Source organism: Streptomyces sp. AgN23, assembly GCF_001598115.1.
Classification (GTDB): Bacteria; Actinomycetota; Actinomycetes; order Streptomycetales; family Streptomycetaceae; genus Streptomyces; species Streptomyces antimycoticus.
In genome coordinates this window covers 7,995,650-8,019,167 of sequence record NZ_CP007153.1, presented here as the reverse complement: position 1 = coordinate 8,019,167, position 23,518 = coordinate 7,995,650, and the positions used below count along the sequence as shown (strand labels likewise).

At 72.7% G+C, this 23,518-nt stretch carries 20 protein-coding genes; 7 read left to right on the top strand and 13 right to left on the bottom strand.

Annotated features, from left to right (window positions below):
- The first annotated feature begins 43 nt into the window (after nucleotides 1-43).
- A complete protein-coding gene (locus AS97_RS34785; RefSeq protein ID WP_059141938.1) occupies nucleotides 44-598 on the top strand; it encodes a type 1 glutamine amidotransferase domain-containing protein in 555 nt (184 codons plus the stop codon).
- The gene (locus AS97_RS34780) at nucleotides 595-2,694 is read left to right on the top strand and encodes a catalase (protein WP_059141937.1); all 2,100 of its coding nucleotides are present in this window, start codon (nucleotides 595-597) and stop codon (nucleotides 2,692-2,694) included. The genes AS97_RS34785 and AS97_RS34780 overlap by 4 nt, the downstream gene beginning before the upstream one ends.
- Nucleotides 2,695-3,131: 437 nt before the next feature.
- Here the strand turns inward: AS97_RS34780 and AS97_RS34775 are convergent, their stop codons facing one another.
- Together AS97_RS34775 and AS97_RS48695 are read right to left on the bottom strand one after the other, a co-directional pair.
- On the bottom strand, nucleotides 3,132-3,707 hold the full coding sequence (locus AS97_RS34775) for a TIGR03086 family metal-binding protein (protein ID WP_210566240.1): 576 nt from the start codon (nucleotides 3,705-3,707) through the stop codon (nucleotides 3,132-3,134).
- A 6-nt stretch (nucleotides 3,708-3,713) separates the two neighbouring features.
- Nucleotides 3,714-4,175: a phage holin family protein gene (locus AS97_RS48695; RefSeq protein ID WP_210566239.1), complete on the bottom strand. Its 462-nt coding sequence runs from the start codon at nucleotides 4,173-4,175 to the stop codon at nucleotides 3,714-3,716.
- Nucleotides 4,176-4,464: 289 nt separating this feature from the next.
- On the opposite strand from AS97_RS48695, the gene AS97_RS34765 reads away from it, so the two are divergent.
- From AS97_RS34765 to AS97_RS34745, 5 genes are all read left to right on the top strand, one after another.
- On the top strand, nucleotides 4,465-5,661 hold the full coding sequence (locus AS97_RS34765) for a Vms1/Ankzf1 family peptidyl-tRNA hydrolase (protein WP_210566238.1): 1,197 nt from the start codon (nucleotides 4,465-4,467) through the stop codon (nucleotides 5,659-5,661).
- A gap of 61 nt (nucleotides 5,662-5,722) precedes the next feature.
- Nucleotides 5,723-6,106 carry a DUF2795 domain-containing protein gene (locus AS97_RS34760; RefSeq protein WP_059141934.1) on the top strand — a complete coding sequence of 128 codons (384 nt, stop codon included), beginning with the start codon at nucleotides 5,723-5,725 and terminating at the stop codon, nucleotides 6,104-6,106.
- A 184-nt stretch (nucleotides 6,107-6,290) separates the two neighbouring features.
- Nucleotides 6,291-6,638, top strand: a complete 348-nt coding sequence (locus AS97_RS34755) for a CBS domain-containing protein (protein ID WP_349017619.1) — start codon at nucleotides 6,291-6,293, stop codon at nucleotides 6,636-6,638.
- A 175-nt stretch (nucleotides 6,639-6,813) separates the two neighbouring features.
- Entirely contained in the window at nucleotides 6,814-7,629 is an 816-nt protein-coding gene (locus AS97_RS34750; RefSeq protein WP_210566236.1) for a class I SAM-dependent methyltransferase, read from the top strand.
- Nucleotides 7,630-7,652: 23 nt separating this feature from the next.
- Nucleotides 7,653-8,006: a VOC family protein gene (locus tag AS97_RS34745; RefSeq protein WP_059141931.1), complete on the top strand. Its 354-nt coding sequence runs from the start codon at nucleotides 7,653-7,655 to the stop codon at nucleotides 8,004-8,006.
- Nucleotides 8,007-8,038: 32 nt separating this feature from the next.
- On the opposite strand, the gene AS97_RS34740 is transcribed toward AS97_RS34745, so the two are convergent.
- The 11 genes from AS97_RS34740 to AS97_RS34690 form a co-directional block, all read right to left on the bottom strand.
- Nucleotides 8,039-8,491 (bottom strand): DUF5709 domain-containing protein, encoded by a 453-nt coding sequence (locus AS97_RS34740; RefSeq protein WP_059142013.1) that lies wholly within the window; start codon nucleotides 8,489-8,491, stop codon nucleotides 8,039-8,041.
- A 318-nt stretch (nucleotides 8,492-8,809) separates the two neighbouring features.
- Nucleotides 8,810-11,047, bottom strand: a complete 2,238-nt coding sequence (locus tag AS97_RS34735) for a DUF5107 domain-containing protein (protein ID WP_210566235.1) — start codon at nucleotides 11,045-11,047, stop codon at nucleotides 8,810-8,812.
- Between the two features lie 117 nt (nucleotides 11,048-11,164).
- Nucleotides 11,165-11,719 carry a GNAT family N-acetyltransferase gene (locus AS97_RS34730; protein WP_125762108.1) on the bottom strand — a complete coding sequence of 185 codons (555 nt, stop codon included), beginning with the start codon at nucleotides 11,717-11,719 and terminating at the stop codon, nucleotides 11,165-11,167.
- The gene (locus AS97_RS34725) at nucleotides 11,712-12,455 is read right to left on the bottom strand and encodes a 4'-phosphopantetheinyl transferase superfamily protein (RefSeq protein WP_125762106.1); all 744 of its coding nucleotides are present in this window, start codon (nucleotides 12,453-12,455) and stop codon (nucleotides 11,712-11,714) included. Before AS97_RS34725 ends, AS97_RS34730 begins: the two co-directional genes overlap by 8 nt.
- Nucleotides 12,452-14,530: a prolyl oligopeptidase family serine peptidase gene (locus AS97_RS34720; protein WP_247204582.1), complete on the bottom strand. Its 2,079-nt coding sequence runs from the start codon at nucleotides 14,528-14,530 to the stop codon at nucleotides 12,452-12,454. Before AS97_RS34720 ends, AS97_RS34725 begins: the two co-directional genes overlap by 4 nt.
- Nucleotides 14,531-14,545: 15 nt before the next feature.
- A complete protein-coding gene (locus tag AS97_RS34715; RefSeq protein ID WP_086710692.1) occupies nucleotides 14,546-15,886 on the bottom strand; it encodes a M20/M25/M40 family metallo-hydrolase in 1,341 nt (446 codons plus the stop codon).
- On the bottom strand, nucleotides 15,879-16,712 hold the full coding sequence (locus tag AS97_RS34710) for a M55 family metallopeptidase (RefSeq protein WP_093465571.1): 834 nt from the start codon (nucleotides 16,710-16,712) through the stop codon (nucleotides 15,879-15,881). The genes AS97_RS34715 and AS97_RS34710 overlap by 8 nt, the downstream gene beginning before the upstream one ends.
- A gap of 182 nt (nucleotides 16,713-16,894) precedes the next feature.
- Complete coding sequence (locus tag AS97_RS34705; RefSeq protein WP_125760093.1) at nucleotides 16,895-17,614, bottom strand: class I SAM-dependent methyltransferase; 720 nt, start codon at nucleotides 17,612-17,614, stop codon at nucleotides 16,895-16,897.
- The gene (locus AS97_RS34700) at nucleotides 17,611-20,097 is read right to left on the bottom strand and encodes a SpoIIE family protein phosphatase (protein ID WP_210566234.1); all 2,487 of its coding nucleotides are present in this window, start codon (nucleotides 20,095-20,097) and stop codon (nucleotides 17,611-17,613) included. The genes AS97_RS34705 and AS97_RS34700 overlap by 4 nt, the downstream gene beginning before the upstream one ends.
- Before the next feature lie 165 nt (nucleotides 20,098-20,262).
- Nucleotides 20,263-22,797 carry an MFS transporter gene (locus AS97_RS34695; RefSeq protein ID WP_210566233.1) on the bottom strand — a complete coding sequence of 845 codons (2,535 nt, stop codon included), beginning with the start codon at nucleotides 22,795-22,797 and terminating at the stop codon, nucleotides 20,263-20,265.
- Between the two features lie 209 nt (nucleotides 22,798-23,006).
- The gene (locus AS97_RS34690; protein ID WP_059141922.1) at nucleotides 23,007-23,450 is read right to left on the bottom strand and encodes an SRPBCC family protein; all 444 of its coding nucleotides are present in this window, start codon (nucleotides 23,448-23,450) and stop codon (nucleotides 23,007-23,009) included.
- Nucleotides 23,451-23,518 lie beyond the last annotated feature (68 nt).

Below are 23,518 nucleotides of genomic sequence, written 5' to 3'. Positions count from 1 at the left end.
ACCGGAAGGACGCGATTCCCGGACCGGAAGGACGTGAGCAGCAATGAAGGTCGCCTTTCTCGTCGCCCCGGAAGGCGTGGAACAGGTCGAGCTGACCGACCCCTGGCAGGCGGTCCGGGATGCCGGGGGCACCCCTCGTCTGGTGTCCACCAAGCCCGGCCGCATCCAGGCGTTCGACCACCTCGACAAGGCGGACACCTTCGAGGTCGACCAGGTGGTGAAGGACGCCACGGTCGGGGAGTACGACGCCCTGGTGCTGCCCGGCGGGGTCGCCAACCCCGACTTCCTGCGCCTGGACAACAAGGCCGTCGCCTTCGCCAAGGGCTTCTTCGACGCGGGGAAGCCGGTGGCCGCGATCTGCCACGCCCCCTGGACGCTGGTGGAGGCCGACGTGGTGCGCGGCCGCACCCTGACCTCGTGGCCGAGTCTGCGCACCGACATCACCAACGCCGGCGGGACCTGGGTGGACGAGCAGGTCAAGGTCTGCACCAGCGGTCCGGGCGCCCTGATCACCAGCCGCAAGCCCGATGATCTCAAGGCGTTCTGTGAGGCGTTCCTGGAGGAATTCTCGAAGACGACGAAGGGATCGGCATCATGACGGAGGACCGCAAGGAGCGGCAGCGCGACCACTACCGTGCCCCCGACCCCGCCGAGGGACCGCTGACCACCGACCAGGGCGTGGCGGTCGACCACACCGATGACTCCCTCACCGTGGGCGAACGCGGCCCGACGCTGATGGAGGACTTCCACTTCCGCGAGAAGCTGACCCATTTCGACCATGAGCGCATCCCGGAGCGGGTGGTGCACGCGCGGGGCGCGGGCGCGTACGGCTACTTCGAGCCGTACGAGTCCTGCGCGGAGTTCACCCGCGCCGCCTTCCTCCAGGATCCGTCCGTGCGCACCCCGGTCTTCGTACGGTTCTCCACCGTGCAGGGGCCCCGGGGCTCGGCGGACACGGTGCGGGACGTGCGGGGCTTCGCGACGAAGTTCTACACCTCGGAGGGCAACTACGACCTGGTCGGCAACAATATGCCGGTCTTCTTCATCCAGGACGGGATCAAGTTCCCCGACTTCGTGCACGCGCTCAAGCCGGAGCCGCAGAACGACATCCCGACCGGCGCCTCCGCCCATGACACCCTGTGGGACTTCGTCTCCCTGCAGCCCGAGACCATGCACATGATGATGTGGCTGATGTCGGACCGGGCGATTCCGCGCAGCTTCCGGATGATGCAGGGCTTCGGGGTGCACACCTTCCGCTTCGTGGACGCGCAGGGGCGCGGCACCTTCGTGAAGTTCCACTGGAAGCCGAAGCTGGGCGTCCACTCGCTGGTGTGGGACGAGGCCCAGGAGGCCGCGGGCCGCGACCCGGACTTCAACCGGCGCGATCTGTGGGAGGCGATCGAGGCGGGCCAGTACCCCGAGTACGAGCTGGGGGTGCAGCTGATCCCGGAGGAGGACGAGTTCAACTTCGACTTCGATCTGCTCGACGCCACGAAGATCGTCCCGGAGGAGCAGGTGCCGGTGCGGCCGATCGGCCACATGGTCCTGAACCGCAACCCGGACAACTTCTTCGCGGAGACCGAGCAGGTGGCCTTCCACACCGGGAACGTCGTCCCCGGTATCGACTTCACCAACGACCCGCTGCTGCAGGCCCGGAACTTCTCGTATCTTGACACCCAGCTCATCCGGCTGGGCGGCCCCAACTTCTCGCAGCTCCCGGTCAACCGGCCGGTCACCCCGGCCCGCACCAACCACCGGGACGGCTACCACCAGACCATGCTCCACAAGGGCACCAACTACTCCCCCAACTCGCTCGGCGGCGGCTGCCCGGCCCTCGCCGGGGCGGACGGCTATGCCTTCTCCCACTACGCGGAGCGGGTCGAGGGCCACAAGATCCGCAAGCGGAGCGAGTCCTTCAAGGACTTCTACAGCCAGGCCGCGCTGTTCTGGAACAGCATGAGCGCCTGGGAGAAGCGCCATATCGTGGACGCCTTCCGCTTCGAGCTGGGCAAGGTCGCCGCGGTGCATGTGCGCGAGCGCACCGTCGAGCAGCTGGCCCAGATCGACTACGACCTGGCCTCGCAGGTGGCCCAGGGCATCGGCGTGGCGATGCCCGAGCCGGGCGCCAACAACCACAAGCCGCAAGCCTCGCCCGCGCTGAGCCAGGAGAACCTCCAGGGCGACGGCTCGATCCGCACCCGCCAGATCGCGGTGCTGGTCACGGACGGGGTGGACACCGCCCAGCTCACCCAGGCCCAGGAGGCACTCACCGCCCAGGGCGCCGTCGTCGAGGCCCTCGCCCCGCACGACGGCAAGGTGGTCGGCGCCGACGGCAACGGCTACGCGGTCGACCGCGCCCTCTCCACGGTCGCCTCCGTCCTCTACGACGCCGTCCTCCTCCCCGGCGGCCCCACCGGCACCCCCGACCTGGCCTCCGACAGCGCGGCCATGCGCTTCGTCCGCGACGCCTACCGCCACGGCAAACCCATCGGCGCCCTCGGCTCGGGCGTCGGCGTCCTCTCCTCCCTCGACCCGGAGGGCCTCCACATCGCCTCCGGTCACGGCCACGTCTGCGCCGACCACGGCGTGGTCACGGACACGACGACGGGCACGGCGAGCGAGGAATTCACCAGGGTCTTCACCGAAGCGATAGCGGCCCACCGGCATTGGGACCGCCCGCGGATCCGCTGCTGAATTCCGCGGCGCGCGGTAGGCGGTAGGCGGTAGGCGGTAGGCGGGTCATGGGGTGGGGGTGTGAGCGGAGTTTCCTCCGCTCACACCCCCACCCCGTGGTTGGAGGCCCCATGGTTGGAGGTTGGAGGAGCGGGGTACGGGGCGGAGCCCCGGCAGGGGGCACGGGGGGCGGAGCCCTCCGGGGAGCGGGGCCCAGGGCGGAGCCCCCGCAGCGAGCGGGCACGGGGGGCGGAGCCCTCCGAGAAGCAGGGTCCGGGGCGGAGCCTCCGAGAAGCGGGGTCCGAGCGGGGTCCAGGGCGGGGTCCGGGCGGGGTCCGGGGCGGAGCCCCGGCAGGGGGCACGGGGGGGCGGAGCCCTCCGTTTCGGGAAGGGGCGGGGTGGGGTCTCTCCGCCGGAGGCACCCGCGCCCCGCCTACGGGCGCCCGCGCCCCGCCCCCCTACGGCTCGCGGCCGAGCAGGGCCAGGAGTCGGGCCTGCGCATCCGCCCCGGGCGGTGGCTCCACGGGCGCCGCGAAAAGCCCGCTCTCCTCCAAGTCCGCCGCATACGGCGCGACTTCCCGCACCGAAAAGTCCACCAGCGGCTTCGGAATGCGCTCCTCCGCCCCAATGGCCCGCGACAGGTCCCACGCGTGGACGGCCGCGTCAGCCGTCATCTGGGCGCAGTAATGCGTGGCGGGGCTCTCCCCGTACGAGAGCTCGACCGTCCGGTCGAGGGCCCCCGGCTCGCGGAAGGCGTCCCGCGCCGCGGCGACCACCACGTCCCACGTCGCGACCGGGTCGTCACCGAGCAGATCGCCCTCCAGCACATTGCTCTGGTCGGCGACGCTCGCTCCCTCCCGGACCAGCGGCGGCACCCACATCTGCTCGACCGCGAGATGGTTCACCAGGTCGCGTACGGTCCACTCGGTGCAGGGCGTCGAGTCGTCCCACTGGTGGGGCCGGATCTCGTGCACCCGTTCGGTGAAGAGGTCCAGCGCCTCGCCATGCCTGGCCAGCAGCGGATTCTCCGCCATGGGCGATCACCCCGTGTGAGGAGGCTGAGGGGGCTGAGGAGGCGCTCCGGACCCCGGCGCCGGAGGCATCGGGGGCGTGGGAGGCGCGGAGGGCCCAGTGGGGCCCGAAGGAGCGGAGGGGCCCGAAGGACCTGTAGGCGGGGCAGGACCCGAAGGCGCGGTCGGCCCCGACGCCTGCGCCGCGGAGTTCTTCAGCCACCCCGCCGCCACCAGCAACAGCGCGAAAACGATCAGCGCCGCCGCCCACGCCGGAAGCGCGAGGGCGAGAAGCAGCACCAGGCACGCCGTCAGCGCACCCCCCGCGTAGAGCGCGGCCGCCGCCGCGCCGCCGTAGAGGCGGACCGCGCGCCGTCCGGACTGCTCGCGCAGCTCCCTGCGGACTTCGTCGCGGACGGCCCGGGCGACCGGCTCCGCCAAGTCCGCGGCCGAGGGTATGCCCGCCTTCGGGTAGCCCGATTTATCAGTCATGCGCCGCCGGGTACCCGTGCCCCATCCTCGTTAACAGCGCCAGTCAGCACTGGCGGGGAAGGGGACGGAAAACGGCCGGGACACGGATACGCGGGCACATCCGCTGGGCAGGGCACGGCGTCGAACGCGGCCCCTGATCTCCCACGTCCGACGCCGCTCCTCACTCCCTACGGGCCACTCGGCCGCACGACGAGTCCCCGTCCACGGGGTCCTCAAACGCGCCGGGCAACCTCGTGTCGATGCCATCGTGACGGGTACGCGTGGGGGACGCGAAATCTGGAGGGAGTACATGCGACTCGGACATCTCCAACCGCTCTACGAGCGCCCCGACCTCCCGGGCCCCTGGGCCAGCGTCTACTTCGCCACCTCGTACCCCGACGAGTCCGCGGCCCAGGAGCGGGAACGCGCCGCCCGCGAGGCCGGTCGCCGGCTGGAAGGGCAGGGCGCCGACCGGGCCACCTGCCGTGCGGTGTACGAGAGGCTGACCTCGGCGCCACCCGGTGCCGGGCCGGCGGCTGGGCGGGCCGTCTTCGCCACGGCCGGTGAGGTGGTCGTCGACACTCCGTTGCCGACCCCGCCGCCGATGGGCGAAGCCCCGTGTTGGTCGGCGCTTCCGCACGTGGGGCCGCTGCTGGAGCTGACCGGCGAGGACCCGTCCTGCCTGGTGGCATACATCGACCGCACCGGCGCGGACGTCGAGCTGCGCAACGGGCACGGTCTGCGCGACGGCCACGGTGGCGACCGGGTCGGCTCGGTGCACGGACGGCAGTGGCCGGTGCACCGCACCGCCGGTGCCGACTGGTCGGAGCGCCACTTCCAGCTCAAGACGGAGAACACCTGGGAGCACAACGCCGCGCTGATCGCCGACGAGCTGCGCGCCTGCCAGGAGGAGACCCGGGCGGAGGTGGTGCTGGCCGGGGACCCGCGCGAGCGGCGCGCCGTCCGCGACCAGCTGCCCAAGGAGCTGCGCTCGGCGGCGGTGGAGACCGCGCGCGGGGGCCGTGCCCCCGGTTCCGCCTCGCCCGGCACCCACGCCGCCCGGCTGCTGGACCAGGAGGTGGACGACGCCCGCGCCCGGCATGCGCAGGAGCGCGGCGAGGCGGCGATGGAGCGGTTCCGGGCCGGACGGATGCCCTCGGACGGGCGCGTGGAGGCGGCCGAAGGAGTTCCGGCACTGGTCGACGCGGCGCGCGAACACCGCATAGGCTCGTTGCTGATACGCCCCGACGGGCCCGATCTCTACCGCGAGGTATGGGTGGGCACCGAACCGGACCAGCTGGCCTTGCGCCGCACCGATGTCCAGTATCTGGGCGACGCCCGGCCGTCCCCGGCCCGCGCCGACGACGCGCTGATCCGCTCGGTCGCGGTCGCCGGCGCCGAGGTGCTGACGGTGTCGTCGGCCGACGGGGAGCGATACGGCGCCGACATTCCGGTGGGCGGCCTCGGCGCACTGCTGCGCTGGCCGTACGAGGGCGGCGCGGACTGACCGACCCGGGAGACGACCGACCCGGGAGACATATACGGACCCGCTGAGGAAGGGGACCGAGATGCAGCGAGGCAGCGACCGGCTGAGCGTCCACAAGGACGACGAGATGAAGCACGAGCTCCAGGGGCTGATCCGCTCCGGGCGCCCGACCCGCGCCGAGGAGTGGCACGACCCGGAGCCGGCCGCCGACGACGACCCGGACGTGACCATGGGGCCGATCCCGGCCCGGGGGACGACCGGTGAGGCCGAGGTGGTGCGGTTCGAGTTCGCGCGCCGGCTGGGACGCACGTCGTTCCCCGCCGATCGTGAGGAGCTGTTGCACGTCCTGGAGGAACGACACACACCGGACGGTCTGATCGCTCTGGCCGAGGAACTGCCCGCGGACCGGACGTTCCACACGGTGCAGGAGGTGGTCTCGGCGCTGGGGCTGCGCCCGGCCTCGTAAGACATGGGGGGACGGCGGAAGATGGAGCGACGGCGAGCCATGGTGGGACGGCCAGACCTGGTGGGCCGGCGCACACCGGCACGCATAACCCCCGCCCCGCGCGGGTACTGCGGGCAGAGCACATCACCCACGAAGGGGAGGTGGACAGATGTCCCAGGGCCCACCTCGCTATGTGCGGGAAGTCATGACGCGGCCCGTGATCTGGGTGCACCCCGATGCCTCGCTGGTGGAGGCCGCTCAGCTGATGCGCGCACAGGGCATCGGCGATGTGCTGGTCGCCAGCGACGGGAAGCTGCTCGGTGTGCTCACCGACCGTGACATCACCCTCCGCGCTGTCGCCGAGGGCATCGACCCCTTCGCCGTCACCTGCCATGCCGTGTGCACACCGGACCCGGTGACCATCGGGCCGGACGAGGAGGTGGCCGAGGCGGCCGCGCTGATGCGGAGACATGCGGTGGGGCGGCTTCCGGTCGTCGAGGCGGGGCGTCCGCTGGGCGTGATCAGCCTGGGCGATGTGACGGAGCCGCCCTGAATTCCCGCGGCACGTTCCGCCGAAGGGACGGTGAGGGTCTTCCCCCGCCGCCCCTTCGCCATTTCGCCATGACGCTCACGACGCTGCTTGCATAGTGAGACGGTTCTTCTCGTGATGCGAGATGCCTTCTACCGTGGAGCTACCCGCTCACCAGTCCCGAAGGGGGAGTTCCACCATGCCGAAGGACGCCGCCGTCTACACCCACGGCCACCATGAGTCGGTGCTGCGCTCGCACACCTGGCGCACGGCGGCCAACTCCGCCGCGTATCTCACCGGCCATCTGCGGCCCCATATGCGGATCCTGGATATCGGCTGCGGCCCCGGCACCATCACCGCCGACCTGGCCGAACTGGTCCCCCAGGGGCAGGTCACGGGCGTCGACACCGCGGGCTCCGTCCTGGAGCGGGCCCGCTCGGTGGCCGAGGAGCGCGGGCTGGCGAACGTGTCCTTCGCGGTCGCCGACGTCCACGCGCTGGACTACCCCGACGACTCCTTCTGTGTGGTCCACGCCCATCAGGTGCTGCAGCACGTCGGCGACCCGGTGGGGGCGCTGCGCGAGATGCGGCGGGTGTGCGCGCCGGGCGGCATCGTGGCGGTGCGCGACTCCGACTACGCCGCCATGACCTGGTATCCGTCCGTCCCCGGCCTGGACGGCTGGCTGGATCTCTACCGCCGGGTCGCGCGGGCCAACGGCGGTGAGCCGGACGCCGGTCGCAGGCTGCGCTCCTGGGCGCTGGAGGCGGGGTTCACCGACATCGGCATCACCTCGACCGCCTCGGCGTGGTGCTACGCCACCGAGGAGGAGCGGGCGTGGTGGAGCGGGCTGTGGGCAGACCGCACGGTCGCCTCCTCCTACGCCCGGCGCGCGGTGGACGGCGGCCATGCCACCGAGGAGGAGCTGCGGTCGATCGCGGAGGCGTGGCGGGCGTGGGGCGAGGCCCCGGACGGTTGGTTCGCCGTCCTGCACGGTGAGATCCTCTGCCGCGTCTGAGCAGTTCAACTAGGCTCGCCCGCATGGATATTCTGGGGACTTCACTCCGCGTGTGCGTCGACGATCTGGATGCGGCGATCGCCGTCTACGAACGGCTGACGGGAGCCGAGGCGGTGCGCTTCCAGCGCGGGCCCGTCTCGGTCGCGGCGGTCGGCTGCTTCTTTCTGATGAGCGGTCCGGAGTCGGAGCTGTCGATTCTTCGCAAGATCACGGCGACGATCGCGGTGAAGGACGTGGACGAGGCGATCGCGGATCTCACGGCGGTCGGCGGGCAGATCGTGGCCGGTCCGCTGCCCGCCCCCGTGGGCCGGACCCTCGTGGCGCGCCACCCCGACGGCTCGATCTTCGAGTACGTCGACCGGAATCCGATGGCGTGACCCGCTCGTGAACTCACCGTCCGGCAGACCCGTCAGGAGGGCGGTCCCGGATCCTCGGTGAGCTCCCCGTCGTCGAACTCCTCGTACTCCTCGTAGAGATCGTCCACGTCACGGAGCTCATCGCTCTTGATCCGGACCGCCTCCTCCTCGGCGGACAGCCCGCTGGTCGAGCCCTCCTGGGAGTAGACGTCCTGTTCACGCGGGAAGTCGGGGTCCGGCTCGTCGTACAGCAGCCCCGCCCGTTCCGCCTCGGTGCCGACCGGCTCCCCCGTCTCCGGCTCCTCATCGGTCAAGCGCTCCTCGAGCGACTCCCGCTCATGCGTCTCCGCGCTCGTGGTGTCCCGGTACGCGGCGATCGTCGGCTCATCCCCGGGCACGGGCAACTGCTCAGGATCCTCGGCCCGCTGCTGCTCGGGCGTACCGTCCTGCAGATCGGGGATCCCCTCGTCCTCGGGATCCGCACCGGGGTCATGCGGTGTCCTCACGGTCACGGCTCCTTCCGCTCGCTCATGCGCTGTGCCGACATCCGCGACCGGGTGCCCCCATAGCCCAGCCCTATGCGGACGCCTCGCCCGACGCGAACGCGGGCGCGGCCACGCGGGCATCCATGGGGATGCGGCCCGAGTGCAGGGGGCGCCCGCCCGCCCCCGCGCCCCGGGCACGGGGGCGTCCGCTCGCGGGCACGGCCGCCTGAGGGCGCGACCCGGTCAAGCCACGCGCCACCGCAATCCGAGCATGCCCCACGCGGGACGCGGGCCGCTCGCGGGCGCACCCGGGCCGACCCCCTGCGGGCCGTAGGTCCGCTACGTGGGGCGCATTCGGAACTCGTAGCGGCCGGGCAGTGGGTGCTCGGTCCTGGCCCGGGCTCGTGCTTCCTCGGTCAGGGGCTCATCGGTCCCCGCCACCAGCCGTTCCACGATCGCGTACCAGGTGTCGCTCAACGCCTCGTCGCCCTCGCGTAGATCGCAGACCTCGAAGCCCTCGTCGAAGACGGCGCGGGCGGCCGGGGCGTCGCCCTGGGCCAGCAGCACCTGGGCGCGCAGCAGTCGGAAGCGGCCGCGGGACCGGATGGTGGGGCGCAGGGCGTCGAGGACCGCCCGTGCGTCGTCGGCGCGGTCGTCCGCGAGCAGCGCGACGATCGCCTCCCGGCCGAGCGCCGCCTCGGCCGCCTCCAGGGCGACCGGGTCGGCGGTGGCGGCGGCGGGCGGTGCGGCCAGCGAGACGGCGGTCGGCGCTCCGGCCGCCTCCGCCCCCTGCCCCGCGCCCCCTCCAACTCCCGGCCCCTGCCCCGCGCCCGCCGCTTCGAGCACCGGAGCCGCTTCGAGCACCGGAGCCGCTTCGAGCACCGGGTCCGCCTCCCGCGGCGGGACGGCGCCCGCGGCGAGGAGGAGCTGTACGGCGCGCAGCAGCCGGTCCGCCGCGCGCGCCGGATGGCCGGAGGCGGTGTCGGCGACGGCCAGACAGCGCAGTGCCCAGGGCGTCTCGGCGCACCGCAGCGACCGCTCCCAGCTGCGCTCGGCCTGTGCGCGGTCGCCCGCATGCCACTGGGCAACGCCCAGGTGGTATTCGGCGGCGGCGGTCGAGGGGGCCGCTTCGAGGAGGTCGCGCCAGGCGGGCGCGACCAGGGAGGCGCCGGGGTCGGCCTGGGAGGGGCCCGGCTCCCAGTCGGGGAGGGCGCCGGTGCGCAGCAACCGGCGCCACGGCTCCTGGTCCTCCCCCAGCGTGCCCGGGCCGAACGGCGTACCGGGCAGCTCGAACCCGCCGCGCTCGGCCTCCAGCGCACCCCAGCCGGAGCCGGTCGCGAGGTGCTCCGCCGGTTCCGTGTCGGCGTACGGACGCCAGGCGGCGTAGGCCGCGTCGACCGCGGCGCGCGGCAGCGCCGCCTCCAGCCGGGTCTCGGTCTCACGGCGGGCGGCCGCCCAGTCCGCGCCGTGGACGGCGGCCGGGTCGGCGGTCAGCGGACCGTATGCCTCCAGCCAGGCGAACTCCTCGCCCGCCTCCAGCGGGATGTGCTCGAGCTGGGTGCGGGCGAGCCCGGCCTGGATCTCGGCGTAGCCGCCGGTGCCGGGCTCGGTCAGCCATTGCTGCCAGCGCCGCCCCCCGGGGCCCGCGCCCCAGACGAAGAGCTTGCGGCCGCGCAGCAGATCGGTCGAGGTCTGGACGAGGCCGCTGCCGTCGGCGTCGAGGGAGGCGATCCAGCGGCGGGCGCCGTCGGGCACCTCGTAGAAGTAGTCGGCGGGGTAGGCGCCGCGCAGCGGATAGGTGCGGTCGGCGCCGTCCCACTCCGGGACCGGAACCCTGCTGAGGGTGCGGGCGTAGCCGAAGTGCCAGGCGTCGTCGGCGGGGGCGAGGACGCGGGTGTGCTCGTCCTCGGGGACGGCGATGTTGGACCACCAGTAGACGGGGGCGGGGAGGTGGTGGGGGTTGCGGATCCTGACGCCCACGTAGAGGAACGCGGAGTCGGCGGGCAGCCACAGATCCACTTGGAAGGGCAGATCGCGCAGCCGCTCCCACTCCCACAGCCGCACCATCGCGCCCCCTTCGGCGGCGTCGGGGGCGGGGACGCGGGCGGCGTGCAGGGGTGCGCAGGACAGGGTGGTGTGGCCGGTGGCGCCGATGTTCCACTCGATCCCGCCGGAGAACCAGGCGCCGTTGAGGGCGAAGTCGGCGGGCTGGAGCACCGGGTTGCGGTACAGCAGCTCGGTGTCGGCGGAATCGCCGGTGGCCTTGTGGATCAGCGAGTGGACCCGGCCGCCAAGCCCGGGCAGCACCGTGGCCCGCAGCCGGTCGTTCTCCAGGACGATGGCGTCGAGTGTGGCGGGGGCGCGGTCGCGGCCGTAGCCGTCGCGCAGCCGCACCGGCAGCACCGACCGCAGGGGGGCATGGGCGACCTGGCGGGCCATGTCGGCGGGGAGCGTGGCCCGGACGCGGTCGTCCACGCGGTGCACCTCGTCGAGGGGGCGCAGCGCGGGCAGGGGGTTGTCGGGCCCGACGGGGGCGGTGGGAAGGGTCAGGGTGGTACGTCGCACGCTCGTGGCCACGGGCTGCCTCGCTCCGACTGCCTTGGGTCACCTCGGTGCGGCGACCGTCCGATGACCATGGAACAACGTCGCGGGGCCCGCTGAACAGAGCCGCTTCGGACCGATCATGGCGCCCCGTCAGCCAGGACCGGTCCCCTGGTCCAGCATGTCGCTGGTCATGGCCCAGCGCTCATGGTCGCGCCACGCGCCCTCGATATACAGGAAGTCCGGGGAAAACCCTTCCAGCCGGAAGCCATGGCGCTTCACCAGCCCCAACGACGCCTTGTTGCCCGGCTGGATGTTGACCTCGACGCGGTGCAGCCCCAGCGGCCCGAAGGCATGGCGCAGCACGAGCCCCAGCGCCTCGGACATATAGCCCTGTCCGGCGGCGGGCGGAAAGGCTCCGTAGCCGATCGAGCCGCACTGGAAGGCGCCGCGCACCATGTTGTTGATGTTGATGAACCCGGCCATCTCCCCGGTTTCCCGGGCACAGACGAGGAAGCCCTCGCGGTCCTCGCGCTCCAGCTGGGCGATGTAGTGCAGATAGGCCCGCTCGGTGGTGGGGAGGGTGAGCCAGGGGCGGTGGAACTCCATGCTCTCCCGGGCGCGCCTGACGAACTCCGCGCCATCCGCCCGGGTGGTGCGGCGGATGGCCACCCGGGCTCCCTCGGTGACATACCGGACGTCAGACATGCGGCAATGATGTCAGCAGCGCCATGGCCGCCGCATAGCCGGAGCCACCGGATATCGCCTCGTCCACGGGGATGTCGGTCATCGCCCACGGGCCGACGGGCACGGCGGAGAGCCCGGTGCCGACATAGTTGACCGCCGGGTCGCGGGACAGGCCGGTGCCCAGGCCCTTGAGATAGGCCTCCTTGCGGGTCCAGCAGCGGGCGAAGGCCGCGGGCCGGTCGGCCGGCGCCAGCGCGTCCAGCTCGGCGCGCTCCTTGGGATGCAGGCTCTCGGCGACCTGGTCGACCACCGAGGCGGGCTGCAGCTTCTCCACGTCCACACCGACCGGGGAGCCCGCGAAGGCGAAGAGCACCAGATCACCGGCGTGCGACATATTGAAGTGCAGCGGGGTGCCGGACACGGCGGGGCGGCCGTGCGGACCGCCGCAGCCGGGGCACGCCTCGCGGGTGAACGGAACGTCGGCCGGGGACATGCCCAGATAGGCGCCGAGCAGCTCGCGCAGCCCCAGATGGGCCGCCGTATAGCGCTCGCGGTCCTCCGCCCGCAGGAACTTCCCCGCCCGCTCCCGCTCCCCGGCGTCCAGGATCGTGCCGGGCGCGCCCGGGTCCATGGACGCGGTGTACCGGGAGACGCTGAGCAGCCAGGTCTCCGGCTCGCCGCCCTGCGGCCAGGCACCGGCGACGGCGGTGGGCAGCGGCTCGGAGCCGACGATGCGCGGGGCCGATGGGGGTGTCAACTCGCTCCTCCAGTGGAGATCGGGGCCGCCGATGTCAGCAGCTCCAGGGTGGGCACATCGGATCTGATCAGCCCGAAGGTCTGGATGTACAGCGACAGTTCGGCCTCCAGGGCGCGGATCATCGTATCGGCGCCGCGGAAGCCATGGCCCTCGCCCTCGAAGGTGAGGTACGCGTGCGGGATACCGCGCCCGGAGACCGCCTCCAGGAACCGCTCGCACTGCTCGGGCGGGCAGATGGTGTCGTCCAGCCCCTGGAGCAGCACAAAGGGCGACCGGATGCGGTCGGCCCGGTGCAGCGGGGAGCGCTCGCGGTAGCGGTCCGCCACCTCCGCGAGCGGGCCGACCAGTGATTCGGTGTAGCACGACTCGAAGTCATGGGTGCCACCGGTGGCCCAGGAGGCCAGGTCGAGGATGGGGTAGGTGACGGTGGCGCAGGCGTAGAGATCCGTGGCGGTGAGGGAGACCGCCGCCGTCCAGCCGCCCGCGCTGCCGCCGCGGATCGCGAGCCGGGCGCGGTCGGCGATGCCTTCGTCGGCGAGCGCCCCGGCGACGGCGGCGCAGTCCTCGACATCGACCACGCCCCACTGCTCGCGCAGCCGCTCGCGGTAGGCGCGGCCATAGCCCGTGGAGCCCCCGTAGTTGACCTCGGCGACGCCGATGCCGCGTGAGGTGAAATAGGCGATCTCCAGGTCGAGCACGAGCGGGGCGCGGCCGGTGGGCCCGCCGTGGGCCCGGATCACATACGGCGGAAGCTCTCCGTCCGGTGCGGTGTGGCCGGGATGGTGCGGTGGATAGAGCTGGGCGTGGATCTCCCGGCCGTCCGGTCCGGTGAAGGTGCGGGCTCGGGGCCGGGGGTAGTACGCGGGGTCCACGGGGTCGGTGTGGGCGTTGCCGATGGCCCGGGAGCGGCCGGTGCAGACGTCCAGCTCCATCACCTCGTGGCCGCTGTGCGGGCTCGCCGCGACGCCGACCACGCGCGTGCCGTTCACGGCCAGCGTCGGCTCCCACTCGGTCCAGGGGCCCGGCACATCGGCCGTCTCGCCGGTCCGTGGATCGAGGATGCCGAGGGCGGCGGCGCCCCGGCCGTGCAGCACCGCGATCAGCCCGCCGGCCAGCGGGGCGAACCAGCGGTGGCCCAGCTTCCACAGCGGCCCGCCGAACTCCTCCTCGCGGGGGCACAGCGCCACCGGCCGTCCGGCCCGTCCCCATTCCCGCCCATCAGTCGCCTCCTCCGGCGGCTCCAGACGGTGCAGATTCCACCAGCCGGTGCGGTCGGTGGCCGCGAGCAGCGCGCCGTCCTCGGCCCACTCGATCTGGGCGACCGACTCATCCGGCCCGCCCAGCACCGCCCGGGCGCCGGTGAAGGAGCCGTCCTCCGCGACATCGGCCAGCATCACCTCCGTGCCGTCCCAGGGCATCCGGGGGTGGTCCCAGGCGATCCAGGCGGCCCGCCGTCCGTCGGGCGAGAGCCGGGGTCCGGTGAGGAAGCGGTGCCGGTCGTCGGTCAGCTCGCGCACCGCCGCGCGGTCCTCGGCGGCCGAACCGTCCAGCGGTACGGCGGCGATCACCCGCCGCACATCCGTCGGCCCCGCGCCCGTGAACTCCTCCAGCACACACCACACCTCGCCGCGCTCCGGGTGCAGCACCGGATCCGCCCAGCGCAGCCCCTCCCCCACCGCCGAGAGCGGGGTCAGCGGGCGCGGCGCGCCCCCGGCCGGGGCATCCGGCTCATGGAGGTACAACCGCTGGTCGGCGAAGTGGACGAACACCGCGAGCGGGCCGCCGCTCGCGCGATCCACCGCGGCCCAGGGCATTCCGCCGTACCCCATCACCTTGCTGCGCACATTCCACGGCGGGGCCAGCACCGTGACCTCCGCGCCGTCGGTGCGCCGCCGGACCAGGGCGCGGCGGCCGCCCTCGCCGGGGCGCGGCGCGGTCCACCACACCTCCTCGCCGACCGTGCCCACATACTCCGGATGGCCGTCGTACGAGGCGACGAGCGCGGCGTCGACCGGGGAACTCCAGGCTCCGTAGGGGGCCGTGACGGCCGTCTGCTGCTGCACCGTTTGCTGCACCGTTCGCACCGTTCTTCACGCTCTCTGCAGGAAGTGGTCGAGCACCCGGACGCCGAAGTGCAGGGCTTCCACCGGGACCCGCTCGTCCACGGCGTGGTAGAGCGCCTGATAGTCGAAGCCCTCGGGCAGCCGCAGCGGTGAGAAGCCGTATCCGGCGATGCCGAGCCGGGAGAACTGCTTGGCGTCAGTGCCGCCCGACATGCAGTACGGCACGGCGTGGGCGCCGGGGTCGAAGTGCTCGACGGCGGCGCGCATCGCCCGGTAGGTGGGGGTGTCGATCGGCGCCTCCAGCGGGCGCTCCCGGTGGTGGAACTCCCACTCCACGTCCGGCCCGGTGAGCCGGTCCAGGGTGTCGTGGAACTCCTCCTCGCCGCCGGGCAGCATCCGCCCGTCCACATAGGCGGTGGCGCTGCCCGGGATCACATTGACCTTGTAACCGGCCTCCAGCACCGTGGGGTTGGCGCTGTTGCGCACGGTCGGCTCGATCAGGGCGGCGGCGGGCCCGAGCTTCGCCAGCAGTGCGTCGACGTCGAAGTCCGCGGCGTCCACATCGGCCGGGATGCCCTGGAGCACGGCCAGTTCGGTGAGCGCGGCCTTGACCGTGGGCGTCAGCCGGACCGGCCAGCGATGGTCCCCGATCCGGGCGACGGCGGCGGCGAGCCTGCTGACCGCGTTGTCCCGATTGACCTTGGAGCCGTGTCCGGCGCGGCCGTGCGCGGTGAGCTTGAGCCAGGCCGTGCCGCGCTCCCCCGCCGCGATGGGGTAGATACGCGCCCCGGGCCCGGCGTGGAAGGTGAAGGCTCCGGACTCGCTGATGCCCTCGGTGCAGCCCTCGAAGAGGTCGGCGTGGCGCTCGGCGAGGAAACCGGAGCCCCAGGCGGCGCTGTCCTCCTCATCGGCGGTGAAGGCCAGCACGATGTCCCGGCGCGGTCGCACGCCCGTCCGCGCCCAGGCCCGGACGACCGCGAGCACCATCGCGTCCATGTTCTTCATGTCGATGGCGCCCCGGCCCCAGACGACCCCGTCGCGCACCTCCCCGGAGAAGGGGTGCACGGTCCAGTCGGCGGGCTCGGCGGGCACCACGTCCAGATGGCCGTGGACCAGCAGCGCGGGCGCCGACGGATCGGTGCCCTCGATCCGGGCCACGACATTGGTGCGCCCGGGCGAGCGCTCCAGCAAGGTGGGCTCGATCTCCACATCGCCGAGCATCTCCGCCACATACTCGGCGGCCGGGCGCTCCGAGCAGTCACCGCCGCCGCGGTTGGTGGTGTCGATCCTGATCAGCTCGGAGGTGAACCGCACCACCTCGTCGAGCGCCTGGGCGTCGATGCTCTCAGAACGGTCCGTGTCAGCCATATTGCTCCTCCACCGCGGCCGAGACGACCGTCGTGACGGCCTTGAAGCAGCGGATCCCCTCGTACATGGTCGGTGAGGTGTAGGCGACGCGCCGCTCGCCGCTGCGCTCCACGCCCGGCACGACGCTCGCCGCCCCCACCAGATGCTCGGCGTCGAATTCCAGCTCCACCGTGAACGGCACGCCGCGGGCGGGCTCGTGGCGCACCGCCAGCACCGCCGCCTCCCGCGCCGCCGCCCGGATGTCGGCCGCCGTGCGGGCGGGGGTGCGGCAGACCGCCGCATAACGCGAGACATAGTCCTTGACCGCGACCGAACGGGCGTCCGGCGCATAGTCCCCGGCGTCCTCGCAGGTCTTGTCGTCCCCGGTCACCAGCACCACCGGCACTCCGTACTCGGCGGCCACCAGAGCGTTGAGCCGGCCTTCGCTGGCTCGCGCGCCGTTGACCCAAACTCCGGTGATGGAGTTGGCGAGGTAGGTGTGGGCGAGGACGCCCTCGGTGCCCGCGCCGGTGTGATAGCCGACGAACGCCACTCCGTCCACATCACCGTGCTGCACGCCCTCGACCATGCTCAGGCTCTTGTGCCGGCCGGTGAGCATCTGGGCTCGATCGTCCAGCTCTTCCAGCAGCAGATTGCGCATGGTCCAATGCGCCTCGTTGATGAGCACCTCGTCCGCACCGCCGTCGAGGAATCCGGCGACGGCCGCGCTCACATCAGAGGTGAACAGACGGCGGCAGCGCTCCCACTGTGGGGTGCCGGGCAGCACATCAGCCGGCCAGGTGACGCCGGTGGCGCCCTCCATGTCGGCGCTGATGAGGATCTTCATGCCTCGTCACGTTACGCGCCGCGCCCGACCCGAACCACCCCTGTGGATAACTGGTCCAGTCCACTATCGCGCCCGGCCCGTGCCCGCCTCGTCCGGCGCGTACCCGCCGCGCCCCGACCACCCGCGAGCAAGGGCCCCAACCGCGCGCGGGCATGCGCCCCGGCCACCCGTGGGCAAGGGCCCTACGCCCGCGAGACCACGAACCAGCGGGCCGGCAGCTCGACCCGCGAGCCGTCCGGCCACTGCTCCGTCTGGGCCAGCGCCGTCGGGCCCTCGGCGAGGATCTCCAGCCCGGCCTCCGCCAGCACCTCCGGCACCTCCTTGTCCGCCGCGTCGGCCGGCCGCAGCCCGTGGTCGAAGACCCGACGCAGCTTCAGCGGCGGACCGCCCGGGCTCGCCGCCAGCTCTCCCAGCACGGCCTTGGACTCCGCCGTCAGCTCCACGACGAATCCCCGCCCGCGCCGCCCCAGCAGCGTGGCCACCGCCTCCGCGACCGGACGCCGGTCGGCGGAGTCGCTCTGGTGGATGACGGCACGCATATACACATTGGCGTCGCCGAGCCGCCGGGCCAGCTCCGCCACCCCGGCCGCGTCCGCCAGGCTCAGCTGCCGGTACTCCGCCGCGCCCGCCGGATCGGCGCGCCGCGCGTGCTCCACCGCGGCGCGGGACAGGTCGATACCCACCGCCCGCCCGAAGCGGGAGGCCAGATAGCGGGTCTGAGTGCCGTTGCCGCAGCCCAGGTCGACGATCGGCAGCGAGGGGTCCGCGTACGGCGCCAGCAGGTCCAGATGCGGGGCGGCGCTCAGCGAGGGGTCCGCGTCCCAGATGGCGTCCCCCGGGGCGTCCGAGGTCTGCTGCCAGTAGCTCTCCCACGCCTGCCGGTAGCGCTCCGAGACGCTCATCGCCGCTCCCCTGAGTGTGCCAACGCCTGCTCGAACCACACCGTTTTACCGCGCCCCGTGCGACTCGTACCCCACTCGCGCGCCAGTTTGCTGATCACCCGCAGCCCGCGCCCGCTCTCGTCGTCCCGGCCCGCGCTCAGCAGCGCCGGCAGTTCGTGGTCGTCGTCGGTGACCTCGCACAGCAGGGCGTCGGTGCGGACCAGGCGCAGCCGCACATGGTGGGTGTGGGCATGCCGTATCGCGTTGGTCACCGCCTCGCTCACCAGAAGCTCGGCGGTCTCCACGGACTCCGGCAGCCCCCACCGCAGCAGCCGCTCGCGGACGAGCCGGCGGGCCCGCCCGACCTCGCTGGGGTCCAGCGCCAGCCGCCACTGGGCGACATGCTCGGCCGGTATGCCGCCCAGCCGGGCCATCAGCAGCGCCACGTCGTCCTTACGGCCGCCACGGCCGTCCTTGTCCCAAGAGGCGGCGGCCAGCGCCCGGATGATGGTGTCGCACGCATCGTCCATGGACGCCGCCGGATGCGCCGCGGACTCGCACAGCGCGGCGATCCCCGCGCCGATGTCCTGGCCGCGCACCTCGACCAGGCCGTCCGCGCACAGCACCAGCCGGTCCCCGGGCTCCACCGGCACCGTCACCGTCTCGAAGGGCACCCCGCCCACGCCGATCGGCGCCCCGGTCGGCAGGTCCAGCAGCTCGCTGCGGCCGTCCTGGGCCCGCACCAGCACGGGCGGGATATGGCCCGCGTTGGAGAGCACCAGCTCGGAGCCGACGGGGTCGTAGACGGCGTACAGACAGGTGGCCAGATAGTGCTCGCCGAGCCGCTGGGCCAAGTCGTCGAGGGTGCGCAGCAGCTGGGCGGGCGGCAGGTCGAGCGCGGCCATGGTCTGCACGGCGGTGCGCAACTGCCCCATCATCGCCGCCGAGGTGAGCCCGTGCCCCATGACGTCGCCGACCACCAGCGCGGTGCGCGACCCGGGCAGCTTGATGGTGTCGAACCAGTCTCCGCCGACCCTGCCGAGCCGGGTCCCGGGCAGACAGCGGGTCGTGGTGTCGCAGCCCGCCATGCGCGGGGTCGCCTGGGGCAGCATGCTGTCCTGGAGCGTCTCGGCGACGTTCTCCTGGTAGGTGTACATCCGGGCGTTGTCGAGGACGAGACCTGCGCGGGCGGCCAGTTCGGCGCCGGTCGTGCGGTCCATGTCGTCGAACGCCTCACGCCCGGGGCGCCGCAGCAGCACCATGAAGCCCAGCACCACATCGCGCGCCTTGAGCGGCACGATCAGGATCGACCGGCCATTGATCAGCGGTCTCAGGTCGCGCTTCTCGAACTGCCCGGCGATCCGGTCGCCCGCCTCGTCGCTGATGGAGGGGATCAGCACCGGCTCGCCCGTGACCATGCACTGGAAGAACGGGGTGTGCTCGGGAAACGCGATGCTCTCCCCGACCGGCACGGTGTCGTCCCAGCGGCCCGGTTCGTCGTTGTGCTCGACCCAGACGCGGTGCCAGACGGTGGCGACGTCGGGCGGGCCGTCGGGAAACCCCTCGCCCGCCAGGACCTGGGCGCGCAGATGGGTACCGGCGAAGTCCGCGAAGCGCGGCACGGCGGCGCTGGTCACCTCGCGGATGGTGCGGGCGAGGTCCAGGGAGGTGCCGATACGGCCGCTGACCTCGTTGAGGAACTCCAGCCGCTCCCGGACCGCCGCGTACTCCAGGTCCACCTCATCGGGGCCCAGCGACCGCTCGCAGGCGTGCCCGCGATCCGGCGCGCCGTCCGCCGTGACCGCGCGCCGCGGTACGGCCTCCTGGCGCGCCCGGCGCTCGCGGTAGCGCGGCATCCCCCAGTCCGGCGTCACCGGGACGCGCTCATGGTGGCTGATCTCCAGTACCGGATAGCCCAGTTCCAGCACCTGGGAGACGATCCGGCCGGCCGTGGCCGGGCCCATGTTGGGCAGGATGTCCGGCAGCCGGCCGGCCAGCCGCTCGGCGCCGGGGAACTCGGTGTGCAGCGCGAATCCGGGTGCGATCCGCTCGTCCCGCCCCAGCGCGTCCCCGCCCACTCCGTCGGCGTCCGCCGCCAGTACCAGCAACCGCTCCGGCCCGGGGCCCACCAGCGGGTACGCCCACCACAGGACGTCCGCCTGGCCATGGTCCGGGTCGGCCATACGGGCCCGGCCCGCGGTGGGGTAGTACATGGTGCCGAGCAGCGAATCGTCGAGTTCCGGGTGGCCCGTCGCGTCGGTGCGCACCTCCGCGCCGCGTAACGCCCCCGAGACCGGCATCAGATCGACGGCGGGGCAGCCGACGGCCTGTTCGCGGGTGGGTCCGAAGAGCCTGCGGGCCCCCGAACTCCAATGCGTGACGCGCCCCTCTGCGTCGATGACGACGACCGCGAGCGGCATCCTTCCGTGGACACCTCTGCGCTGCTCCGGCACCGCGGGCGGTTCGCCCTGGCCGTCGTCGCAGCGCGACGTGCCGTACTCCATAGGCGGAAGACTCCTTCGCACGCAAGATCTGCGACAGCGCTACCCACGGTACGGCTGTCGCGGGCGTCCGCGGGAGGCAATACCCGAATAGGTGTCATGTGCGGGTACGTGCGAAGGAGGCCGCCGTCGGGAGGCGCCGCGGCGCCTCCCGACGGGGCTCCGGGCCTAGTCCTCGTAGCCCAGTTGGAGATCGCGCTCCGTACGGCCGCCGCCCGCGACCTGGAGGACCGTCGCCACCGGCGGGTAGCCGGCCGCGATGACCGTGTACTCGCCCGCCGACAGGTCGATGAAGCGGAACGCGCCGTCCGGGCCCGTCGTCGCCGTGTCGACCACATTGCCCGCCGCGTCCAGCAGCGTGACCCGGGCGTCCTCCACCACCCGGCCGCCGGTGGCCCGGACGACCCCGCGCAGCACCGCGCCACCGGCCAGTTCGATGTCCTGCCGGGTCTCGCGCGCGGCCTGGACGGAGACGGGGAGGGCGGCGGGGCGGAACGCGGGGGCGCTGGCAGCGAGGGTGTATTCGCCCGCCACCAACTCGTCCATCACATAGCCCCCTTCGCGGCCGCTGCGGGTGGTCGCGACGACCTCGCCGCGCACATCGGTCAGGGTGACGGTCGCCTCCCTTACGGGGGTGCCGTCCGCCGTAAGGACGGCACCGGCGAGCCGCCCCGCCCCGCCGAGGACCACGTCCAGGTCGACCGGCCGGTCCCCGACGGTGACGCTGACCGCCCGCGGCTGGTGCCCGCCGGCCGCCGCGATCAGGACGTACGACCCGGCGCCGGGCGTGCTCAGCGCGTACCTCCCGTCCTCCCCGGTGGCACCGCGCCCGATCTGGCGTCCGCCGATGTCGATGAGGGTCAGAGCCGCTCGTGGGACCGAGGTGCCGTCGTGGTGCTGGACCGTGCCGCAGACCGGGACGCCCGCGGAGGGTGGCGGCGCGGAGGGCGCGGCCGCCGCGGCGTGCCGGGCGCCTGTGCGCGCGGCCGGCACCACGGGGTCTTGCAGGTCTTGCTGGACGGCATAGTCGGTGTGGGACACCAGAGGTTTCTCCTTCAGGAGGAAGGCGAGCAGGAAGCCCAGGACGAGCACCGGCACGAGATAGAGAAAGATCCGCGGCATGGCGTGGGCGTACGCCGCGATGTAGCCGTCCCGCAGGGCGCCCGGCATCGCGTGCACCATCTGCGGGGTGACCGAGTCGGGGTCGGGCAGACCGGTTCCGTCACTGCCGCGCCCGTACGCCGCCCCGGACGGCAGGTCGACCTCGAGGCGGTCGGCGAGCCGGTTGGCGAAGAGCGTGCCGAAGACGGCCGCGCCGACGCTGCCGCCGATCTGCCGGAAGTAGTTGTTGGCGCTGGTGGCCGAGCCGAGGTCGGCCGCGGGCACGGCGTTCTGCACGGCGAGGATGAGCACCGGCAGGACGAGCCCGAGGCCGAGCCCGAGGACGCCCATCCACAGGCTGTAGTCCTGGCGGGAGGTGTCCTCCTCCAGCCGGGAGAGCAGCCACATGCCGACGACGGAGATCAGCCCGCCGACGATGGGGAAGACCTTGTAGCGGCCGGTGGCGCTGATGAGCTGACCGGAGACGATCGAGGCCAGCACCATGCCGCCCATCATGGGCACCATCAGCAGCCCCGACTCGGTGGCCGAGACGCCGTCGACCATCTGCAGGAAGGTCGGCAGATAGCTGGCGGCGCCGAAGAGGGCGACGCCGATGACGGCGCCGATCAGCCCGCTGACACAGAAGACCGAGTCGCGGAACAGCCGCATGGGGATGATCGGTTCGGGGACGACGCACTCCACGACGACAAAGAGGATCGCCGAACCGACCGCCCCCAGGCCGAGCCCGAGGACGACGCGGGAGCCCCATGCGTACTCCGTGCCGCCCCAACTCGTCAGCAGCACCGCGCAGGTGGAGAACAGCGACAGGAACAGCGCGCCCAGATAGTCGAAGCGCGCCCGCCGCGGCGGCTCCGGCACCTTGAGGACGGCGGCCACGACGGCGAGGGTGACCAGGCCGAAGGGGACGTTGACATAGAAGCACCAGCGCCAGGAGGCATGGTCGGTGAAGAACCCGCCGAGCAGCGGCCCGGCCACCGAGGCGAGGCCGAACGCGGCGCCGATGAGCCCCATATAGCGGCCGCGTTCCCGGGGCGGAACAATATCGGCCATGATCGCCTGGACGCCGATCATCAGACCGCCGGCGCCCACGCCCTGCACCGCGCGGAAGGCGATCAGCTCGTCCATCGTGCGGGACCAGCCCGCGAGCGCGGATCCGGCGATGAAGACGACGATCGCGAAGACGAAGACGCTCTTACGGCCGATGAGGTCGCCCAGCTTGCCGTAGACCGGCAGCACGATGGTGACCGCGAGGAGGTAGGAGGTGACGGTCCAGGACATCTTGTCCAGGCCGTGGAGCTCACCGACCACCTCGGGGAGGGCGGTGGCGACGATGGTCTGATCGAGGGCGGCGAGCAGCAGCGCGAGCATCAGCCCGAAGAAGACCATCCGCACCCGGGCCGGGCTGAGCGGGGCGGGCGCCGGGACGGCGCCCTCCGCCGGAGGCGGCGCCGCGCCCGCGCCCCCGGGCCCGTCGGTTCCGCCGTCGGTCGCGTGGGCGGGAGGGCCCGCCGGTTCGTACCCCCCGTGCCGCTCGTGGCTCTCCCGCCGCTTCGGCACGGTGGCCCCGGTGGTGCCGCCCACGTCCTTCTCCCCTCGTCACGCCTGCGCCGCCCATTTCTCGCATCACGCGCAACCAGGGGCAAACAGCGACGAATCACCGACGAGGGGCTGTAGGCGGCATTCCCCCCGGTGGGAGTGTGTGCGGGGGGTATGCCGGACCGCGGAGAAAACCACCCGAACCGGTGAGTGCGACGCTCGGTCCGGGGGACGGGATCAGGACGTTCCGAGCGCTACTGGGCGGTCTCGGTGGCGAGCTTGGCCAGCAGCTCGTCGTAGATCCGGGCCAGCCCCTTGGGGGCGAAGGTCCGCTCGAAGAAGCCGCCGATGCCGCCCGCACCGGTCCAGGTCGAGGTGACGACGACCCGCGACCTGCCCTCACCCGCCGGGGTGACGGTCCAGGTGGTGACCATGGAGGAGTTGCGGTCCTTCTCGATCAGCTGGCCGTCGCTCGGCTCGGAGACCTCCAGCAGGCAGTCGCGCACCCGCTTGCTGGTGGCCTGGAGCTTCCAGTGCACGACGGTGCCCTCACCGTCGCCGCCCTCGCGCACCTCGTACTCGCTGAACTGCTGCGGAAGCAGCCGGGGGCGGGTCTCGCGGTAGTCGGCGAGTGCGTCGAACACGTCCTCGGGCTTACCCGTGACGATCCGCTCCGTAGTGGCCTCGACCTGGCCCATCGCATGTCCCTCCGCGCTCGACGTGGCGCCCCCAGCCCGTGACGCCTTGACGAGCGCAAGCCAACCAC